Below are 15,850 nucleotides of genomic sequence, written 5' to 3' on the forward strand. Positions count from 1 at the left end.
GCTGACATGGTCTCTCATTACGTTTTTTTGGGAGTTTCTTTGGGTAGCAATTTTAGCTGTCTTAAGCCTTTGCTGGTGATATTCCACACATAGGCGCTATAGACGGCACCTGCACCGAACAACAGTGCAATAAGCTGGATCCCGCCCGTCGTAAAGTGGAACAATGCGACGCTTATAGTCAAGCAGACTAAAGCTACGCATAGCATCGCTTTCACTTGTGTGGTGCTGGTGAGCCCGTTGCTCATATTGCGAAAGGCGTGGGCATAAAACACGCCCTCTTTGAGCTTGCCAACGACAGCTAACTGGTCGCCAGTAGTTATTTCAAAGGGCTTATGAACTGTGTGCTCTAACTTCACCCGATAGCCATCCAGATCCACTGAAACGATATATGCTGCACCAGCCTCTGCGTCCGTGGTTTTGGTGTTAGTGACGATCCCTTGTCTTATCTCCATATCGCAATAGCTACCTATCAATGTGCTGTATCGGCGATTATGGTAAGCGCGCTGAGCGCTATGTCAAATATACCCCATTGATAAAACAAGGGGGCTCAATTACGCTGTCCCGACTTAAGGGAACGGATATCCAACAACGGCGTTTAAAGGAGCATTCAATGGCTGTTAACCCCACCCTGTTTACCCCTTTGCGCTTATCTTTTGCGGGCGTATTCGTTCTGCTGCTGTTTTGTTTTTCCACCATGGTCGAGGGCGATATGTTTGGACTGTTTAAAACTTATGACGTGCACCTGTGCCCGGAAGTGAAAGGACGGCTGACGCTGAAAGGGGAGCCAGTGGCGGGTGTGATGATCACCCGCAATTTGACGTTCTGGGACGAAGCACCGCGCGTAGACACCACGGTTAGCGATGAGAATGGTCATTTCTCTTTTCTTGACGTCGTTATCCAGTCAAAGAAACCTGGCGATATGTTTGTTCAGGAGCGCACAGAGCAAGAGATATTTGCTGAATTGGATAACCAAAAATATAAGCTATGGTTTTCTACCTTTCCAGGCTTTAAGCCTCGGTTGGAGTATGAAAAGAAATTAGCTTCTCTTGATTGTGAACTTAATAACAAGCTTGCGACGTTTATGTTCAAGAATGATCAGGATAGTAATGTGAATTTTACCGCTGTGAGTCTATGTCAGTGGGATAATGACTATATCTTTGTATTGGATTACGAAGGTAAATACTAGTTTCAACATGTAAAGGATTACGCTTATGACAATGTATCAACTGACTCCATTGTTGGCTGCTAGAGCTGCAGACTATTCGTATAGCTCACGCCAAGCTGATGCGAAACGCTTCCATCAAAATGTCCCTGGTGAGCTTCTCTGGGAGTTTGATTTTGAAGGCGGTTTGGTCTCCGGCATCAGTTGCCAATATATTAGCGGGTTATGCATTAGCGGTTGCCCTGTTGATAAACAGTATCTGATGATCTAACCTATCTCGATTCATGGGAACGGATACCCAATAACGGCGTTTAAAGGAGCATTCAATGGCTGTTAACCCCACCCTGTTTACCCCTTTGCGCTTATCTTTTGCGGGCGTATTCGTTCTGCTGCTGTTTTGTTTTTCCACCATGGTCGAGGGCGATATGTTTGGACTGTTTAAAACTTATGACGTGCACCTGTGCCCGGAAGTGAAAGGACGGCTGACGCTGAAAGGTGAGCCAGTGGCGGGTGTAACGATCACCCGCAGTTTGACGTTCTGGGACGAAGCACCGCGCGTAGACACCACGGTTAGCGATGAGAATGGTCATTTCACCTTTGCGGCAGTGAATATTCGCTCGAAAAAACCGGGGGATATGTTTGTTCAGGAATACACAAAGCAGGAGGTTTTTGCTGAGCAAAATGGCCAGAAATTTAAACTTTGGCTATCAATACTTTACGGCTACAAAGAGCGGCCAGAGTACTCAAGGAAATTGGCAATGCTAGATTGTGACCTAAAGAACAAGGTTGCAAAGTTCGAATTTAAAAACGATCAAGATACTGATCCCGATAGTAATCTTTCAGCAGTTGGAATTTGTCGTTGGAAAGAGGATTTCAAGATTTTCGAGCAATACGACTACACCTACTAATTTAAAGGCCAAGTAAAGGAATACATATATGGCTATGCTACCCCTTACTCCAAAATTAGCTTCAGAGGCAGCTCTCTATGCCTACGTGACACAAACCGCAGCTGCAGACAAAATACATGAAAATGTACCGCTTATCGCAGCTAGAAAATTCGACTTCCAAGGCGGTTTGGTCTCCGGCATCAGTGGCACAGTGATCGATCGTATGTTTGACCGTCGAACAGGTTTTGCTGTGATAGGGCAGGGTAGACCGAACACGCCCTACGATGGCCATCATATTGTGGCTATTCGCGGCACGGCGACATTGAAGGATGCCGTGACTGATGCCCATTGTGGTGTCACTAATGCACCGAACAACCATCCTTGTCATGCTGGCTTTTTCCGAACATTTGATAGCATGGCTGGCACGTTAGAGAAGTACTTTTTAGCTGCGAAAAGAAAGACTGGCGGGTTAAAGGTGCATTGTGTCGGGCATAGCCTAGGAGGCGCATTGGCTAACCTCACGGCCAATATGTTAACGCAACCGCCTTACTCTGCTGAAGTCAATTTATATACGTTTGGCTCACCTCGTGTAGGGGTCGCTGCTTATCCTGGCGCGACGGAGTCTGCCACCAAGAAAATATATCGCAGCACCAATGGCTCGGATCCTGTGGCGTTAGTGCCTGTTTGGCCATTCCGTCATGCTGGCAGTGAGTTGTGCCTTGATGGTGCCTGCCTGATTAACCCGATGGCGCATAAGATGACCCGTTATATCCAAAACGCGGCGGTTTATCAGGACTATGGGCAGATCTCAAATTATGGGGCTGCGTTAGATCCGGCACCGCTTCGCCTCAAGGAGCAAGATAGACATCAGGTGCAATGCTCAGCATTATGGGAAAAGCGGCTATTTCGTGCCCTTCGTACCTATATCATGGACGCAGGTTTATCCCGCCTTCAGGTGGGTTTTTCTGCAGCGTTGACGTTTTACGATGTATTGGCAAAAGAGATGGAAGAGACGGCTAAAGCGTCGGATACATTGGCAGCACAGCAGCGTGGGCTTTTAGCTTGCATGCTCAGTTTTGTTGGCAAGTCTGCGATGGCAGTGGGCGAGCTTACCTACAGATTTATTCGTAGTGTTTTTCAAATGGTACTGGATAAATTGGCTTCGTTGGCTAAAACGGCCCTTGGCATGTTGAGCGATTAGTTTTAATCCAATCCCATAAAAAACACCCGCTTGGTAGCGGGTGTTTTAGTTGCTGGTATAGCCTAGATTTTACTCTAGCAGTCCAATCGCTTTGCCAGTCTGCACAATCGGTTCATAGTCGGCATTGCTGGCTGGGACGAAAGATTGACGTGGGAAGCTTGCCAACAGCTCGGGATCTTTCATGTTCAGTAAGGCGGCTTTCACCTTAGCTTTGAAGCCTTCGCCATAGCGACCATCGACATCACCGCGGATGCTCCATTGATAGTCGGGGTAGGTGGGGGTTTCCCAGATCACGCTGACCTTGTTTGCATCGATTTTGCCTGCGGCCAACTCACTCTCCCACACTTTATAATTTACCGCACCGACTTGGTAAGCGCCTGACTGTACCTGAGCGATGGTGCGACTGTGATCACCGGAGAAGCCGACGCGGCTAAACAGTTGCTCTGGCGACTTTTCGCTGAGCAGACGTAGATAGAACTCAGGCATTAAGCGGCCAGAGGTAGAGCCTTTGGAGCCGAAGGTGAAGGTCTTACCCGCCACGTTGTGTGGAAACTCAGCCGCAGCAGTGAGTTCAGCTTGGTGATGGGCGATAAAGTAGGTTTTGAAGAATTGGTCCTCATAGCCTTGAGCAAGCGCTTCTGAATCAGGTACCAGTGCCCGTGCACGAACGCCAGATAAGCCGCCAAACCAAGCCAGCTGCACTTGATCATTACGAAAAGCAGTCACCGCTGCCGCGTAAGATTTCACCGGAATATAACGTACCTCGACACCGAGTTGTTCACTGAGATAGACGGCAACTTTGTTAAAGCGCTCCTGCAGGCGGCTTTCATCTTCATCGGGTATGGCGGTGAAGGTAAATACAGTGGCAAAGCTGCTACTGGTAGCGAGGAGGGTGGTTAGCGCCAGCAGGGATTTCCAAATGAACTTCATCTTGTTTTTGTCCTTAAAATAGTCGGTGTTGTCGAAAGTTAAAGTGGTTAGGTAAATGATGGCAGCCGCTTGAGGGTGGCTTCATCTCTTAAGTAATCGTTGACGGCTTCCGTATCGCCACGAAACACAATACGGTGCTGCTTTTTGGTCAGCTGATAGTCGTACATGGGATCGTAATACTCAGCGAACAGCGGGGCGATCCAGGCTTTGTGACTTTCAGGTCGCTCTTGGAGGTGGTCATTGAAGCCATGCTCCAACAGAGCCAATAACTCCCGGTAGCGAAGATCACCCAAGCGGCGTTTTAATTTACTCATCGCCAGGCGCAAGCCATCGGCAAAGTGGTTAAAGCCTTCCTCCTCTCCCCATTTTTGCTGAGATGCCGCCAAATTATCGAGAATATAGTCGCGATAGCTAGTCTCAATACGTTGTTCTAACGAGGTTTCTACCAATACTAGCGGTGCTTGTTGCATCTCATTTTGTAGGCATAGTGGCAGAGCACAGCGGCCAATCAGATGGCTTTCATCCTCTAGCACAAGCGGCTGGTAACCGTGCTGATGACGATATTTTAATAGGTCGATCGCTAGGGCATTTTCAAAGCCTATTTGTGCAGGCTGGCCACCGATACGTTTGCCAAAAGCGCTACCTCGATGATTTGCTAAACCTTCCAGATCGATAAAACGTGGTAAGCCGGTGAGCAAGTGAGTTTTAGCACAGCCGGTACGCCCCCCCAGAATGACCAGTGGCACCTTAGGTAATTGCTGCTCTAGCTCGTCGATTAAGAAGCGGCGCATTGCTTTATAGCCGCCGCTAATTCGGGGGTAGGGGGTGCCTGTTTCTGTCAGCCATTGTTGACTGATCCGCGAGCGCAAGCCGCCGCGAAAACAGTAGAGGTAACCCTCTGGATGTTGCTCGGCAAAGCGCTGCCAAGCGGCCACTCGCGCCTCTTTGGTAGCCCCTTTCACCAGTTGGTGGCCGAGCTTTATTGCGGCATCTTGGCCATGCTTTTTGTAGCAGGTGCCCACTTTGGCGCGCTCTTGATCTGTCATTAGGGGCAGATTAACTGCGGTGGGGAAGGCGCCTTTGGCAAACTCCAGTGGTGCACGAGTGTCGATCAGTGGCCTGTCATGGAGAAAAATATCGGTAAAATCGGCACTGTCTTTACGCACGTTTGCTATCCGGTTGTCACAATTGGGCGTCATTATAGCGAGTTAATTACTGAATGAATGTAATTGGTTATTAACAAGCCGCCGGAATGGGATGTTGTTTTTGATCACATTTTTTTAACAATGTGAGGGCGTTTGTTTTTTAATCGTAAATTCAGTGGCATTCTTCTTTGCTTAATTAGCAAAGCGATTAATTAAAGTCACGGCAGAGGAACCCAATGACGTCCAATAGCAAACAAAACCTGATTGGCGCCGCAGTATTGGCATTTGCATTCGTATCTTCGGCGAGCGCGTCGGAATTGACACCTGAGCAGTGTCAGGAGTTTAAGCTGATCGCAGAGGTGTCGTTGACGGAATCACAACAGCAACAGGTGACCGACAGTTGTAAGCAACGCTATAACAGCCAGGATGGGCTAAGCCAGTGCGCTTATGAAGAGGGTGAAGCATTGCGAGTGAAGCTGATGGACGTCGCAACGACAGAGTGTCAGTAATTCCCTATTAGCTCCGGGTAAGTGCGTCTGCGTGGTTTAAGATGTGTACATGGCGAGTGTATTGTCGGTCGTCGTGATACTGTATTTGATAATAAAAACCACACATTGATCGTGCACCTAGTAATTAATGTGTAGCTGTATATGTTGTGGTGACTCCTTTCCAAATAGATCGTTCACTAGGACATTTCAGACAACATGGTAGTTGCAAACAAGGCATTAATAGACAAGTTGCAAACGTATGACGTTCACGTCATCGGCTCAGGCATTGGTGGTCTCTGTGTCGCCTTGTTGTTGGCAAAGGTGTTTGCTAAAAAAGTTTGTCTATTAGAGCAGCACTGGACTGCGGGTGGTCAAACGCATACCTTTGGGCGCAAAGGTGGCCAATATGAATGGGACGTAGGTATCCACTATGTTGGTAACCCTGAAGATGAAAAATTGCCTTCTAGGTTGTTACGTTTTCTGTCAAACGACCGATTGAAGTGGCGAAAGCTTGATCAGGCCTATGATCGTATTCGTTATCAAGATCTCAGTTTTGATTTCATCGCTGGAAAGGCAGAGTTGATCGCCAGCTTGGTGGATAAATTTCCTCACGAAGAAAAAGCGATCAAGGGCTACTTCAAAGATATTCAGAAGGCCAGCCAATGGCTGATCAAAAAAAATATTATAAATATTGTTCCATCGCTAATTGCCTATCCTCTGCGTTGGTTGCGCCATCTCAATAACAAGTTGGGAAGGCAGACCACTGCCGAGTATTTGGCGTGTCACTTTAAAGATAAGGCGCTGCGAAACTTGCTCGCGAGTCAGTGGGGCGATTATGGCTTGCCACCTGAACAGAGTATGTTCGCGATCCATGCGTTGGTGATGAACAGTTATCTTGACGGTGGTTGGTACCCTGAGGGGGGAAGCGGCCAGATTGCCCAGGTGTTACTTGATGAGCTGGAAAAGTGTGACGGCACTTGCCTGACCAATGTGAAGATAGAGAAAATCATTACCGGCAAAGAACAGGGAGCAGCTCAGGTTGTTGCGCTGGATGTCACCATAGATCACCATAAGCCTAACGCGCATTCCTTTACGTTACCTATCAAACAGCTGTTCTCGAGTTCAGGGGCTTACAATACTTATCGTAAACTTTTAGATAAGCCGATATATCCAGATTTAGAAGAGCTCCCTTGGCGCACCAGTCTTATGACGCTGTACTTTTCGCTGAATAGAGACCCCCGTGAGCTGGGCTTTACCAGCAGCAATTATTGGCTATTTGATCAAAAAGCCGATGGGCCATTTTTGACTCAGGAAAGCCGCGGTGTATTTCTTTCATTTCCGACATTAAAGCAGGGCGAGAATAGCAATTTTTGCGGTGAGGTTGTCGCACATATCGACCCCGAACAGTTTAGCCAGTGGCGAGATACTGTTTGGAAAAAGCGCGGTAAGGATTACCGAGCGATGAAAGATGAGTTGATTAGTCAGCTTATCGATACCGTCAGCCAGCATTATCCAGAGTTGAGAGCAGCGATTGACTATAGAGAGTTATCCACACCGCTCAGCTTGGCCTTTTTTACCCAGCATCCTCACGGCAATATGTACGGTGTCCCCTTTATTGCTGGCCGCGATAGCTTTGAATTCTGTCAAGCCAAGACACCCTACAGTAATCTATATTTATGTGGCCAAGATGTGCTCAGTATGGGATTTTTTGGTGCGCTGTCGGGCAGTATGTTTAGTGCTTTGGAAAGTCAGGGAAGTAAAGGCTTTCCCACTATGATGGGGGCAATTAAGGCGTTTGAAAAAGTTAACTAGCTTACCGTTTTAGGCTGCTGTCTATCTATGGCTATTCTATTTGTTAAGTCACTGATTTAGTTGCTTTGGGTGGCGATGGTTGGTTAATTTGATCAGTGGCTTATTTTGCTGGTTTTTATCCGTCTTTAGCTGGTATTGCTCGCCTGCCCCTGCCATGCTTATCGACCTGATTGGCTGCCTATTTAATCATGGCTGAGTTCATAGGAGGAACCATGTACCGCCTCTTCGAAATGCCAGCTTCTGGTAACTGCTATAAAGTGCGCTTAATGATGTCTCATCTGGATATTCCCTATGAGCGGTATTCTATTGACATTATTAGCGGTGAATCGCGAACCCCTGAGTTTTTGAATTTAAACTGCAATGGCAAAGTGCCCGTATTGCAGCTTCCAGATGGCCGTACATTGCCGGAATCAAATGCGATACTGTGGTTCCTGGCAGAGAATACCGCTTACCTGCCGCAGGACTCGTTCGAGCGGGCGCAGGTCTTACAGTGGATGTTCTTCGAACAATACAGTCATGAGCCCTATATCGCGACTAGTCGATTCTGGCGGGTGTTTGCTGATCCGAGTAAACATGAGTCGGAACTGGCGGCGGCTCATCCCAAAGGGGAAAAAGCGCTGCGGGTATTGGAACGCCACCTGAGCACCCGGCGTTTTATGGTGGCAGATAGTTATACCATTGCTGACATTGCGCTCTATGCCTATACCCATGTGGCCGATGAAGGCGGTTTTAATCTGGAGTGCTATCCGGCTATCAGGCGCTGGTTGCAGGAAGTTGCCAGTCAACCCGGTCATGTCACTATCTGTGGATGACCCCTTTGCGGTACTGATAACAAGACTGCTTTTAACCCACTTCAAAACCTAATTCGGCGTAGTTTTCACGTCTAATGACAAAGGATCGATCTGAATGAAAGATGCAACCAAGGCGATACATGCTGGTTATCAAACTGACCCGACGACCAAATCGGTTGCCGTGCCTATTTATCAAACTGTGGCGTATGAATTTGATAACGCTCAGCATGGCGCCGATCTATTTAATCTGGAAGTGCCTGGGAATATCTACACCCGTATTATGAATCCGACCACAGATGTGTTGGAGCAGCGCTGCGCTGCGTTGGAAGGAGGCGTTGCGGCGCTTGCTTTATCAGCCGGTAGTTCAGCTATTCATTATGCGATTATTACCTTGGCCAGTGCTGGCGCGAATATCGTATCGCCGCCACAACTGTACGGTGGCACCTATACCCTGTTTGCTCACATGCTGCCGTCAATGGGAATTGAGGTTAAGTTCGCAGCGGATGATAGCGCTGAGGCGATCGCTGCCTGTATTGATGAGAATACCCGTGCGGTATTCTGCGAGACGATTGGCAACCCCGCAGGCAACATTATTGATCTGGAGGCTGTTGCGAAAGTGGCCCATGACGGCGGTGTACCGTTGGTGGTCGATAACACGGTGGCAACCCCGGTATTGTGTAAACCGATCGAGCATGGTGCCGATATTGTGGTGCATTCATTGACTAAATATATGGGTGGACACGGCACTGCGCTAGGCGGTGTGATTGTAGATGGCGGCACCTTCCCGTGGGCCGACTATGCGGAAAAATACCCTATGCTGACCCAACCGGAGCCGGCTTATCATGGTGTGGTGTATACCGAAGCGTTTGGTCCTGCGGCCTTCGCCGGTCGTGCCCGTACGGTGCCGCTACGTAATACCGGTGCGGCAATATCACCAATGAATGCCTTTTTAATCCTGCAAGGGATAGAAACCTTAGCGTTGCGGATGGAGCGTCATTGCGATAACGCCCTCGCGGTGGCGAGTTATCTGAAACAGCATGAAAAAGTCGAGTGGGTTAGTTTTGCCGGCCTGGAGGAAGACCCTCGTTATCCTTTGGCGCAGAAGTACTTTAATGGTAAACCTTCATCACTGCTCACCTTTGGTATTAAGGGCGGTTTGGAAGCGGGAGTGAAGTTTTACGATGCGCTTGGCTTGTTTAAGCGTTTGGTGAATATTGGTGATGCGAAATCACTGGCGTGCCATCCGGCCAGTACCACTCACCGTCAACTCTCTGATGAGGAGCTGACAGCCGCTGGTGTGACTCCTGAGATGCTCCGTCTATGTGTCGGTATCGAACATATCGATGACATTCTTGCAGACCTAGAGCAGGCCTTGGCCCAAGCCTAACGGGGATCGGTTGCGTTAGCGCAAGCAATGACTGGCCACCGCTTTATCGGTGGCTCTTTTTATCGTATATTCAGACGGTTACTGTAATTCAATATTCACTTATGGAAGAGTCGTTATGAAAGCCCCTGCTATTGTCCTTGCTACTTGTTTATTTGCCTGTTCTACGTCCGCTTTCGCCGAAAGCGAAGGCCCAAGCCTCTCCATTGGTGCTACGGGTGTAAAAACCTATTTCGATGAAAGTTGGGATTTTTGTGTTTTTGATTGCGGCTTCCAAGCGAATCTTGACGATGATACCGATGCCGGTTTTGAGCTGTTTGCTAAGTTTCAATACAGCCCGCTCTGGACCTGGAAAATTGGCTATATGGATCAGGGCGAGTTTAGTTTTAAGGGAGGTTACAGCAATGAATCCGTTACTGGAACAGGTGACGTGAGTATTGCTTATGCGGCGTGGGCACCCCAATGGTTTGTTACCGAGAACTTCTCATTTACCGGAGGATTGGGCTTGGGTATTCAAAATATTGACCTGGATGTCCAAGGTGGTGAGGCCGATATTGATGATGGCACCGTACTTTATAGTACTCTCGGCGCTGAATATCGTCTGACAGAGCAGTTTGCGATGCACGCTGAGGCGGGTTATAGCTTGGGTGATGATATAGATGTTGGTTGGATTGGCCTCGGCGGTAGCTACTTCTTCTAGTCGCACACTAAGACAAGTTAAGTGCTCTCAAACGCTTAACTTGTCTAATGCATAGCCTCAGTCTTATTTATGCGCTCTACTCGCCCCAGTAAATACTAAGCACATCTAAGCTTTGCAATCGCCATGGTTGCGCTGGTTGGCGTATCTAAATTGAATGACTCTTTCCCTAAACATCAGTTGCACAAAGCGCACCATTTAGGTGTCTAGACGTCGCAATGACTGCAATAACGAGGGCGGGTTTGTTGCTTTCTATTATTTGCGGATGAACTGTGTGGTGTTGCGTGGCTTCACAAGCATTGTTGAACGAATTGCAGTTCAACTACTTAGGGACTATATCTACTTTGCATTGGCGTTTTCTTTCGCGGTCAAGCTGCATCATTCCACTAAGGTAAAGCTCATGGCAGAGGCTAGGGCTGAAGTAGAGTAGGGAGTCATTATGGGTACCTTGTGTTGTTCAACACGCATCAACTATCACCCCGTGAATGAGCAGCATCTGCATGCTTTGGTCGCTCTGGACAGTGACCCTGAAGTGATGCGTTACATCAACGGCGGGAATCCGACGCCAGTTCAGCACTATCGTGAGCGGGTGTTACCCCGTTGGCAGGCATTGGCTGAAAGAGCATCGCATCTGGGCTTCTTTGTGATGGAGCATCAGGAGGATGGAAGGATATTGGGCTGGGTACATAATCGACCGTTTGTTGATGCTAAGGGGGATGAGACCGGCGAACTTGAGTTGGGCTACCGGTTGTTTCGTTGTGAATGGGGGCAGGGTTACGCTAAAGAGGCTGCCGCCTGGGTGTTGAACAATAGTAAGCAGCGTAAAGAAGCCAGCAAATTGGTGGCCATTGCTATGCCTGATAACCTCGCATCGATTGCTGTGATGCGTCATGTCGGTATGTCTAAAGAACATAGCTACACCCATGCCACGGGGGTTGAGGTGGTTAAGTACAGTTGTCAGCTCGATTGAGATTTGCACAGACAAACAGATTGGCCTCAATGTTAATAATTTGTAACCCTTTGCCTAGGCGTTAACCTTTTTTCCCTCATATACTCAGTGTCATTATTATCAGTGTGACAAGGTTATGGTCCTTACTTCCAGTTCATTGAAGAACCCCGCCGGTGTTTTAATCATGGTTGCCATGGTGGCTTTGTTAGGGCTATACAGCCTGCATCAGCTGCCAGTACAACTCTTCCCCTCGATTGAGCGTCCGCAGATCTCGGTGATGACCAGTTGGCGCGCGGCCTCGCCGCGGGAGATTGAGTCGGAGATCCTTGAGCCACAAGAAGAGGTGTTGCAGGGGCTGCCGGGTGTTGAAGAGATGTCCGCCTGGGCGAATCGCGGTACCAGCTGGATCAATCTGACATTCGGTTTAGAAACCGATATGCAGAAGACCTTGATTGAGGTGATTGCGCGGATGAACCGCTTGCCATTGATGCCTCGCGACTCTGATCCACCCACCATCATGTTGGGCGGTTGGGGTGGAGACACTCCTGCGTTGACCTACTTCTTCATTCAGGCGTTGCCGGAGAATGAACACCCAGTTAGTGACTACCTGACTTTCTTTGAAGATGTGGTGCGCCCCCGTTTGGAGTCTGTGCCCGGTGTCAGTCGTGCGCGTTTAGAAAGTGGCGGCGGTTCGCCGGAAGAGCTACAGGTTCGTTTCGATCCGTTTCTTGCTGCTGATCTGGGAATCGATCTGAGTGCTATCGGTAGCTTGCTCGGCAGTGGCAATGACATATCCGGCGGTTTTGTCGATGTGGGGCGGCGTCAGTACACCTTGCGCTTTGCTGGGCGTTACCAGCCGGAGCAGTTGGGTGAGTTAATTCTTGAATGGCGTGATGGTCGGCCAGTGTATCTGCGGGACATCGCAGAGATCACGGTGAAACGTGGCGATCGCCAGGGGTTGGCGATCCAGAATGGCAATCCAGCGATATCGGTGCGTATCGATCGCCAAAGTGGCGCAAATGTTTTGGCAACCTTGTCGTTAGTGAAAGCGGAAGTAGAGAAGCTGCGGCAGACGGTATTGGCAGAAAAACAGCTCACCATGGAGCAGTCTTTTGATGCGTCGATTTTCATTCTGCGAGCGATCAACCTGCTCACAGGCAATTTGAGTATTGGCATCTTGCTCGCCATTGGCGTGTTGTGGTGGTTTATGCGCCAGACTCGCGCCACCTTGCTGGTGGCATTGGCGATCCCGATCTCGCTGTTGTCCACCTTTGTGGTACTTAAGCTCACTGGGCGTTCACTGAATGTGATCTCTCTGGCCGGTTTGGCCTTTGCGGTGGGTATGGTGTTGGATGCGGCCATTGTTGTGCTGGAAAATATCGTTCGTCATCGCCAACAAGGCGAGACCGGCTTGCGAGCTGCGGAAGTCGGTGCCACTGAGGTATGGGGGGCGCTGTTGGCGTCCACAGCTACCACGGTGGCCATTTTCATCCCGGTGATTTTCCTTAAGGATGTCGAAGGTCAACTGTTTGCTGATTTGGCGCTGACTATCGCCATCGCAGTGTCCATCTCTTTACTTGTTGCGGTCACTATTTTACCCGCTGCTGCCAGCCGCTGGTTGGTACGTGATGCGATCCCAGATCGGTTGGCAGGTTTATGGCTCCGCATCACCGAGAGAATTATGCGATTAACGGCATCCGCTAAGCGGCGCTGGCTTTTAATTGTCAGCATGATGACAGTGCCGATTGCAGTGACTGTATTGATGTTGCCATCGATCGACTATCTGCCGCCAGTGAAACGGGATGCGGTTGATGCTTGGTTTAATTTCCCCCCAGGTGCATCTATCGATACGTTAGATAAAGAGATCGTGCAGACCATAGTTCAACGCTTAGATCCTTACATGAAGGGCGAGCAGCAACCCGCGTTGAAAAACTACTACATCATCCTCTGGCCCAACGGTGGCACCATGGGCGTCAGGGTGAAAGAGCAAGAGCAAGTCGGAGAGATGGAAACCTTGATGCGGGAGCAGATCTTGGTAGGTCTGCCAGACACCATGGCTTTTGCCCGGCAAGGTAACCTGTTTGGTGGTTTTGGGGGTGGACGCCATATTGCTGTGCACCTGAAATCGCGAGACACCGACGCTCTGCTGCAAGTGGCACGTTTTGGTGTCGAGCGGCTAAATGAAGTGATGCCGGAAGCGAATGTACGCCCAAATCCCGGCTTAGAGATGGCGGAACCAGAACTCCGGGTGGTGCCAAATGACAGACGGATGTTGGAAGTGGGTTGGGATCGCAGCGATCTTGGCAGGCTGATACGGTCGTTTGGTGATGGCCTTTACGTTGGCGAGTACTTTGATGGTGATAAGCGGATGAATATCATCTTCCGCAGTGATCAATGGCAGTCACCTGAGCAGCTTTCCGCCATGCCGTTGGCAACGCCTCAAGGTGGTCAGGTGACCTTGGGCGAACTCGTAGATATTGAGCGTACCGTAGGGCCAAGTCAGGTTCAGCGCATTGATCGCCGCCGTACCATTACGTTAGGTGTAACGCCCCCTGAGGGGATGACGTTGCAGCAAGCGATTGATCTGATAAAAACTGAGGTTGAGCCGCAATTGCAAGCGCGTATGCCTGCCGATGGTGCCATCGGTTATGGTGGAAGTGCAGATAGTTTAAAGAGCGCACTGAGTAACATGGCGGAGAACTTCGTTGTTGCTTTACTGCTGTTGTTTTTGCTCATGGCCGGACTGTTTCGCTCAGCCAAGGACAGCTTGCTGGTGGTGCTATCGATACCGTTAGCGACGGTGGGTGGCGTATTAGCGTTACGTTTATTGCATCTAGTCAGCTTTCAACCGCTGGATCTACTGACCATGATTGGCTTTGTGATCTTACTGGGTTTGGTGGTGAACAACGCGATCCTGTTAGTGCATCAGACCCGCTCCGCAGAGCGCCATGGCGAAGATCGTGCTGAAGCTGTCAGGCAGGCATTGTTGTTGCGGATGCGGCCTATCTTTATGAGTACCTTGACCAGTATTTTCGGCATGTTGCCGCTGGTGCTGATGCCAGGCACTGGCAGTGTTATCTATCGTGGCCTGGCGACGGTCATTGTCGGCGGCATGTCGGTGAGTACGTTATTTACCCTGCTGTTGTTACCGGCATTACTGCGCCTAGGTGAAGGTCAACAGAGGCAAGCCGAAGTCGTGGATATGCCGGAGCGTTTTCCAATGGCCAGTGGCAACAAAGGCAACCGGAGTTAGTGAGATGAGATTTGTGAAGTGGTTTATCAGTGTTGGCCTAGTCTGCCTGTCATCTAGTGCTGTTGCGGAAACGCCACCGGCGTCGGTGTGGGTGGCCACCTCCGTAAGCCAACAGATGCAGGCGCAGCTGTGGTTGCCTGGCACCGTAGCCTCGCGCCATGATGCAGAGATTGCCGCAGAGATCAGTGGCCGTTTGACCTGGATCGCGGAAGTGGGGACGCAGGTTGCAGCCGGAGATGTGTTGGCGCGTATTGATGATAGCTATTTGGCGTTGGAGCTAGCCGCGGCTGAGTCGGCCATCGTGCGTTTGCAGGCGCAACTGACCTTTTTGGATAAGAAACTGGAGCGCTTCACCGAAGTGGCTCGCAGTCAGGGAACATCCCAGAATGAATTGGATGAGTTAACCTCGTCGCGGGACATGGCCGTACAGGAGTTGGTGGAGGCCAATATTAGCCGCGAGCAAATTAAGCATCGACTGGCACGCACGCAGGTGAAAGCCCCTTACGATGGTTTGGTGGTGAGTCGTGTACAGCAGCCCGGTGAATATACGGAGATTGGTGAAGATCTTCTGCGCTTAGTGCAGATCTCTACGCGCGAGGTGCGCATACAGGCACCATTGAGTGTGGCTGCCTACCTCAAAGTTGGCGATCAGGTGGAGGTTTCCTATCTCAACCAATCCGCAATGTTTGCTGTACGAACCTTGATCCCTGTGGGCGACCAGCGCTCTCGTACCATGGAGTTGAGGTTGCAGATGAACGACACGGATTGGCCGGTGGGCGCTGCGGTCAAAGTCGCGCTGCCCAACAGTCAGCCGATGCAGGTGATCGCCGTGCCTCGTGATGCATTGGTATTGCGCGGCAAGCAGCGCTATGTCTTTAGCATCGATGAAGAGGGTGCTGCTAGCCGTATTGAGGTAAGCACAGGTATTGCCCAAGGCGATCTGATCCAGGTGGTCGGTGAGCTATCCGCAGGGCAGGCGGTGGTGGTTCGAGGTGCTGAGCGTTTGCAGCCTGGGCAGAAGGTAAAAGTAGAGAATCGACTGGCACAAGCGGAAAAGGTTGCCAATATAGAAGGTTAACCAACTCCGACCACTGCGTGTTGGTTTGGTCAACGCTCACTATTCGGACATAATAGGCGCAGCTTATCATTGG

General features: G+C 49.8%; 15 protein-coding genes. 12 read left to right on the forward strand and 3 right to left on the reverse strand.

What is annotated here, in order from left to right:
- Positions 1–17: 17 nt before the first annotated feature.
- On the reverse strand, positions 18–452 hold the full coding sequence (locus tag DU002_RS06095; RefSeq protein ID WP_114337489.1) for a hypothetical protein: 435 nt from the start codon (positions 450–452) through the stop codon (positions 18–20).
- 158 nt (positions 453–610) lie between these two features.
- Between DU002_RS06095 and DU002_RS06100 the strand changes: the two genes are divergently transcribed.
- From DU002_RS06100 to DU002_RS06115, 4 genes are read left to right on the forward strand one after another with little or no spacing between them, the layout of a single operon-like run.
- Positions 611–1,186, forward strand: coding sequence for a DUF6795 domain-containing protein (locus DU002_RS06100; RefSeq protein WP_114337490.1), 576 nt, complete (start codon positions 611–613; stop codon positions 1,184–1,186).
- A 25-nt stretch (positions 1,187–1,211) separates the two neighbouring features.
- Positions 1,212–1,433: a hypothetical protein gene (locus tag DU002_RS06105; RefSeq protein ID WP_114337491.1), complete on the forward strand. Its 222-nt coding sequence runs from the start codon at positions 1,212–1,214 to the stop codon at positions 1,431–1,433.
- A gap of 55 nt (positions 1,434–1,488) precedes the next feature.
- On the forward strand, positions 1,489–2,070 hold the full coding sequence (locus tag DU002_RS06110; protein ID WP_114337492.1) for a carboxypeptidase-like regulatory domain-containing protein: 582 nt from the start codon (positions 1,489–1,491) through the stop codon (positions 2,068–2,070).
- Between the two features lie 28 nt (positions 2,071–2,098).
- Positions 2,099–3,250 carry a lipase family protein gene (locus DU002_RS06115; RefSeq protein WP_114337493.1) on the forward strand — a complete coding sequence of 384 codons (1,152 nt, stop codon included), beginning with the start codon at positions 2,099–2,101 and terminating at the stop codon, positions 3,248–3,250.
- A gap of 69 nt (positions 3,251–3,319) precedes the next feature.
- Here the strand turns inward: DU002_RS06115 and DU002_RS06120 are convergent, their stop codons facing one another.
- On the reverse strand, positions 3,320–4,180 hold the full coding sequence (locus tag DU002_RS06120; RefSeq protein ID WP_114337494.1) for a putative selenate ABC transporter substrate-binding protein: 861 nt from the start codon (positions 4,178–4,180) through the stop codon (positions 3,320–3,322).
- A 47-nt stretch (positions 4,181–4,227) separates the two neighbouring features.
- The gene (gene mnmH, locus DU002_RS06125; RefSeq protein ID WP_233496435.1) at positions 4,228–5,346 is read right to left on the reverse strand and encodes a tRNA 2-selenouridine(34) synthase MnmH; all 1,119 of its coding nucleotides are present in this window, start codon (positions 5,344–5,346) and stop codon (positions 4,228–4,230) included.
- A gap of 215 nt (positions 5,347–5,561) precedes the next feature.
- On the opposite strand from mnmH, the gene DU002_RS06130 reads away from it, so the two are divergent.
- The 8 genes from DU002_RS06130 (at position 5,562) to DU002_RS06165 (ending at position 15,777) form a co-directional block, all read left to right on the forward strand.
- A complete protein-coding gene (locus DU002_RS06130; protein WP_114337496.1) occupies positions 5,562–5,834 on the forward strand; it encodes a hypothetical protein in 273 nt (90 codons plus the stop codon).
- A 195-nt stretch (positions 5,835–6,029) separates the two neighbouring features.
- The gene (locus tag DU002_RS06135) at positions 6,030–7,625 is read left to right on the forward strand and encodes a phytoene desaturase family protein (protein ID WP_114337497.1); all 1,596 of its coding nucleotides are present in this window, start codon (positions 6,030–6,032) and stop codon (positions 7,623–7,625) included.
- A gap of 212 nt (positions 7,626–7,837) precedes the next feature.
- On the forward strand, positions 7,838–8,437 hold the full coding sequence (locus DU002_RS06140) for a glutathione S-transferase family protein (RefSeq protein WP_114337498.1): 600 nt from the start codon (positions 7,838–7,840) through the stop codon (positions 8,435–8,437).
- Between the two features lie 94 nt (positions 8,438–8,531).
- The gene (locus DU002_RS06145) at positions 8,532–9,803 is read left to right on the forward strand and encodes an O-acetylhomoserine aminocarboxypropyltransferase/cysteine synthase family protein (protein WP_114337499.1); all 1,272 of its coding nucleotides are present in this window, start codon (positions 8,532–8,534) and stop codon (positions 9,801–9,803) included.
- Between the two features lie 115 nt (positions 9,804–9,918).
- Positions 9,919–10,500, forward strand: coding sequence for an outer membrane beta-barrel protein (locus tag DU002_RS06150; protein WP_114337500.1), 582 nt, complete (start codon positions 9,919–9,921; stop codon positions 10,498–10,500).
- Between the two features lie 436 nt (positions 10,501–10,936).
- Complete coding sequence (locus DU002_RS06155) at positions 10,937–11,467, forward strand: GNAT family N-acetyltransferase (RefSeq protein WP_114337501.1); 531 nt, start codon at positions 10,937–10,939, stop codon at positions 11,465–11,467.
- A 115-nt stretch (positions 11,468–11,582) separates the two neighbouring features.
- Positions 11,583–14,699, forward strand: coding sequence for an efflux RND transporter permease subunit (locus DU002_RS06160; RefSeq protein WP_114337502.1), 3,117 nt, complete (start codon positions 11,583–11,585; stop codon positions 14,697–14,699).
- Positions 14,700–14,703: 4 nt separating this feature from the next.
- Positions 14,704–15,777: an efflux RND transporter periplasmic adaptor subunit gene (locus DU002_RS06165; protein ID WP_114337503.1), complete on the forward strand. Its 1,074-nt coding sequence runs from the start codon at positions 14,704–14,706 to the stop codon at positions 15,775–15,777.
- The last annotated feature ends 73 nt before the right edge of the window (positions 15,778–15,850 follow it).

It is taken from the genome of Corallincola holothuriorum, assembly GCF_003336225.1.
GTDB classification, from domain to species: Bacteria; Pseudomonadota; Gammaproteobacteria; order Enterobacterales; family Neiellaceae; genus Corallincola; species Corallincola holothuriorum.

What these genes read in the sequence shown, in the direction of transcription:
- DU002_RS06095 (WP_114337489.1), bottom strand. Translation starts at nt 452, where the DNA reads ATGGAGATAAGACAAGGGATCGTCACTAACACCAAAACCACGGACGCA.
- DU002_RS06100 (WP_114337490.1), top strand. Translation starts at nt 611, where the DNA reads ATGGCTGTTAACCCCACCCTGTTTACCCCTTTGCGCTTATCTTTTGCG.
- DU002_RS06105 (WP_114337491.1), top strand. Translation starts at nt 1,212, where the DNA reads ATGACAATGTATCAACTGACTCCATTGTTGGCTGCTAGAGCTGCAGAC.
- DU002_RS06110 (WP_114337492.1), top strand. Translation starts at nt 1,489, where the DNA reads ATGGCTGTTAACCCCACCCTGTTTACCCCTTTGCGCTTATCTTTTGCG.
- DU002_RS06115 (WP_114337493.1), top strand. Translation starts at nt 2,099, where the DNA reads ATGGCTATGCTACCCCTTACTCCAAAATTAGCTTCAGAGGCAGCTCTC.
- DU002_RS06120 (WP_114337494.1), bottom strand. Translation starts at nt 4,180, where the DNA reads ATGAAGTTCATTTGGAAATCCCTGCTGGCGCTAACCACCCTCCTCGCT.
- DU002_RS06130 (WP_114337496.1), top strand. Translation starts at nt 5,562, where the DNA reads ATGACGTCCAATAGCAAACAAAACCTGATTGGCGCCGCAGTATTGGCA.
- DU002_RS06135 (WP_114337497.1), top strand. Translation starts at nt 6,030, where the DNA reads ATGGTAGTTGCAAACAAGGCATTAATAGACAAGTTGCAAACGTATGAC.
- DU002_RS06140 (WP_114337498.1), top strand. Translation starts at nt 7,838, where the DNA reads ATGTACCGCCTCTTCGAAATGCCAGCTTCTGGTAACTGCTATAAAGTG.
- DU002_RS06145 (WP_114337499.1), top strand. Translation starts at nt 8,532, where the DNA reads ATGAAAGATGCAACCAAGGCGATACATGCTGGTTATCAAACTGACCCG.
- DU002_RS06150 (WP_114337500.1), top strand. Translation starts at nt 9,919, where the DNA reads ATGAAAGCCCCTGCTATTGTCCTTGCTACTTGTTTATTTGCCTGTTCT.
- DU002_RS06155 (WP_114337501.1), top strand. Translation starts at nt 10,937, where the DNA reads ATGGGTACCTTGTGTTGTTCAACACGCATCAACTATCACCCCGTGAAT.
- DU002_RS06160 (WP_114337502.1), top strand. Translation starts at nt 11,583, where the DNA reads ATGGTCCTTACTTCCAGTTCATTGAAGAACCCCGCCGGTGTTTTAATC.
- DU002_RS06165 (WP_114337503.1), top strand. Translation starts at nt 14,704, where the DNA reads ATGAGATTTGTGAAGTGGTTTATCAGTGTTGGCCTAGTCTGCCTGTCA.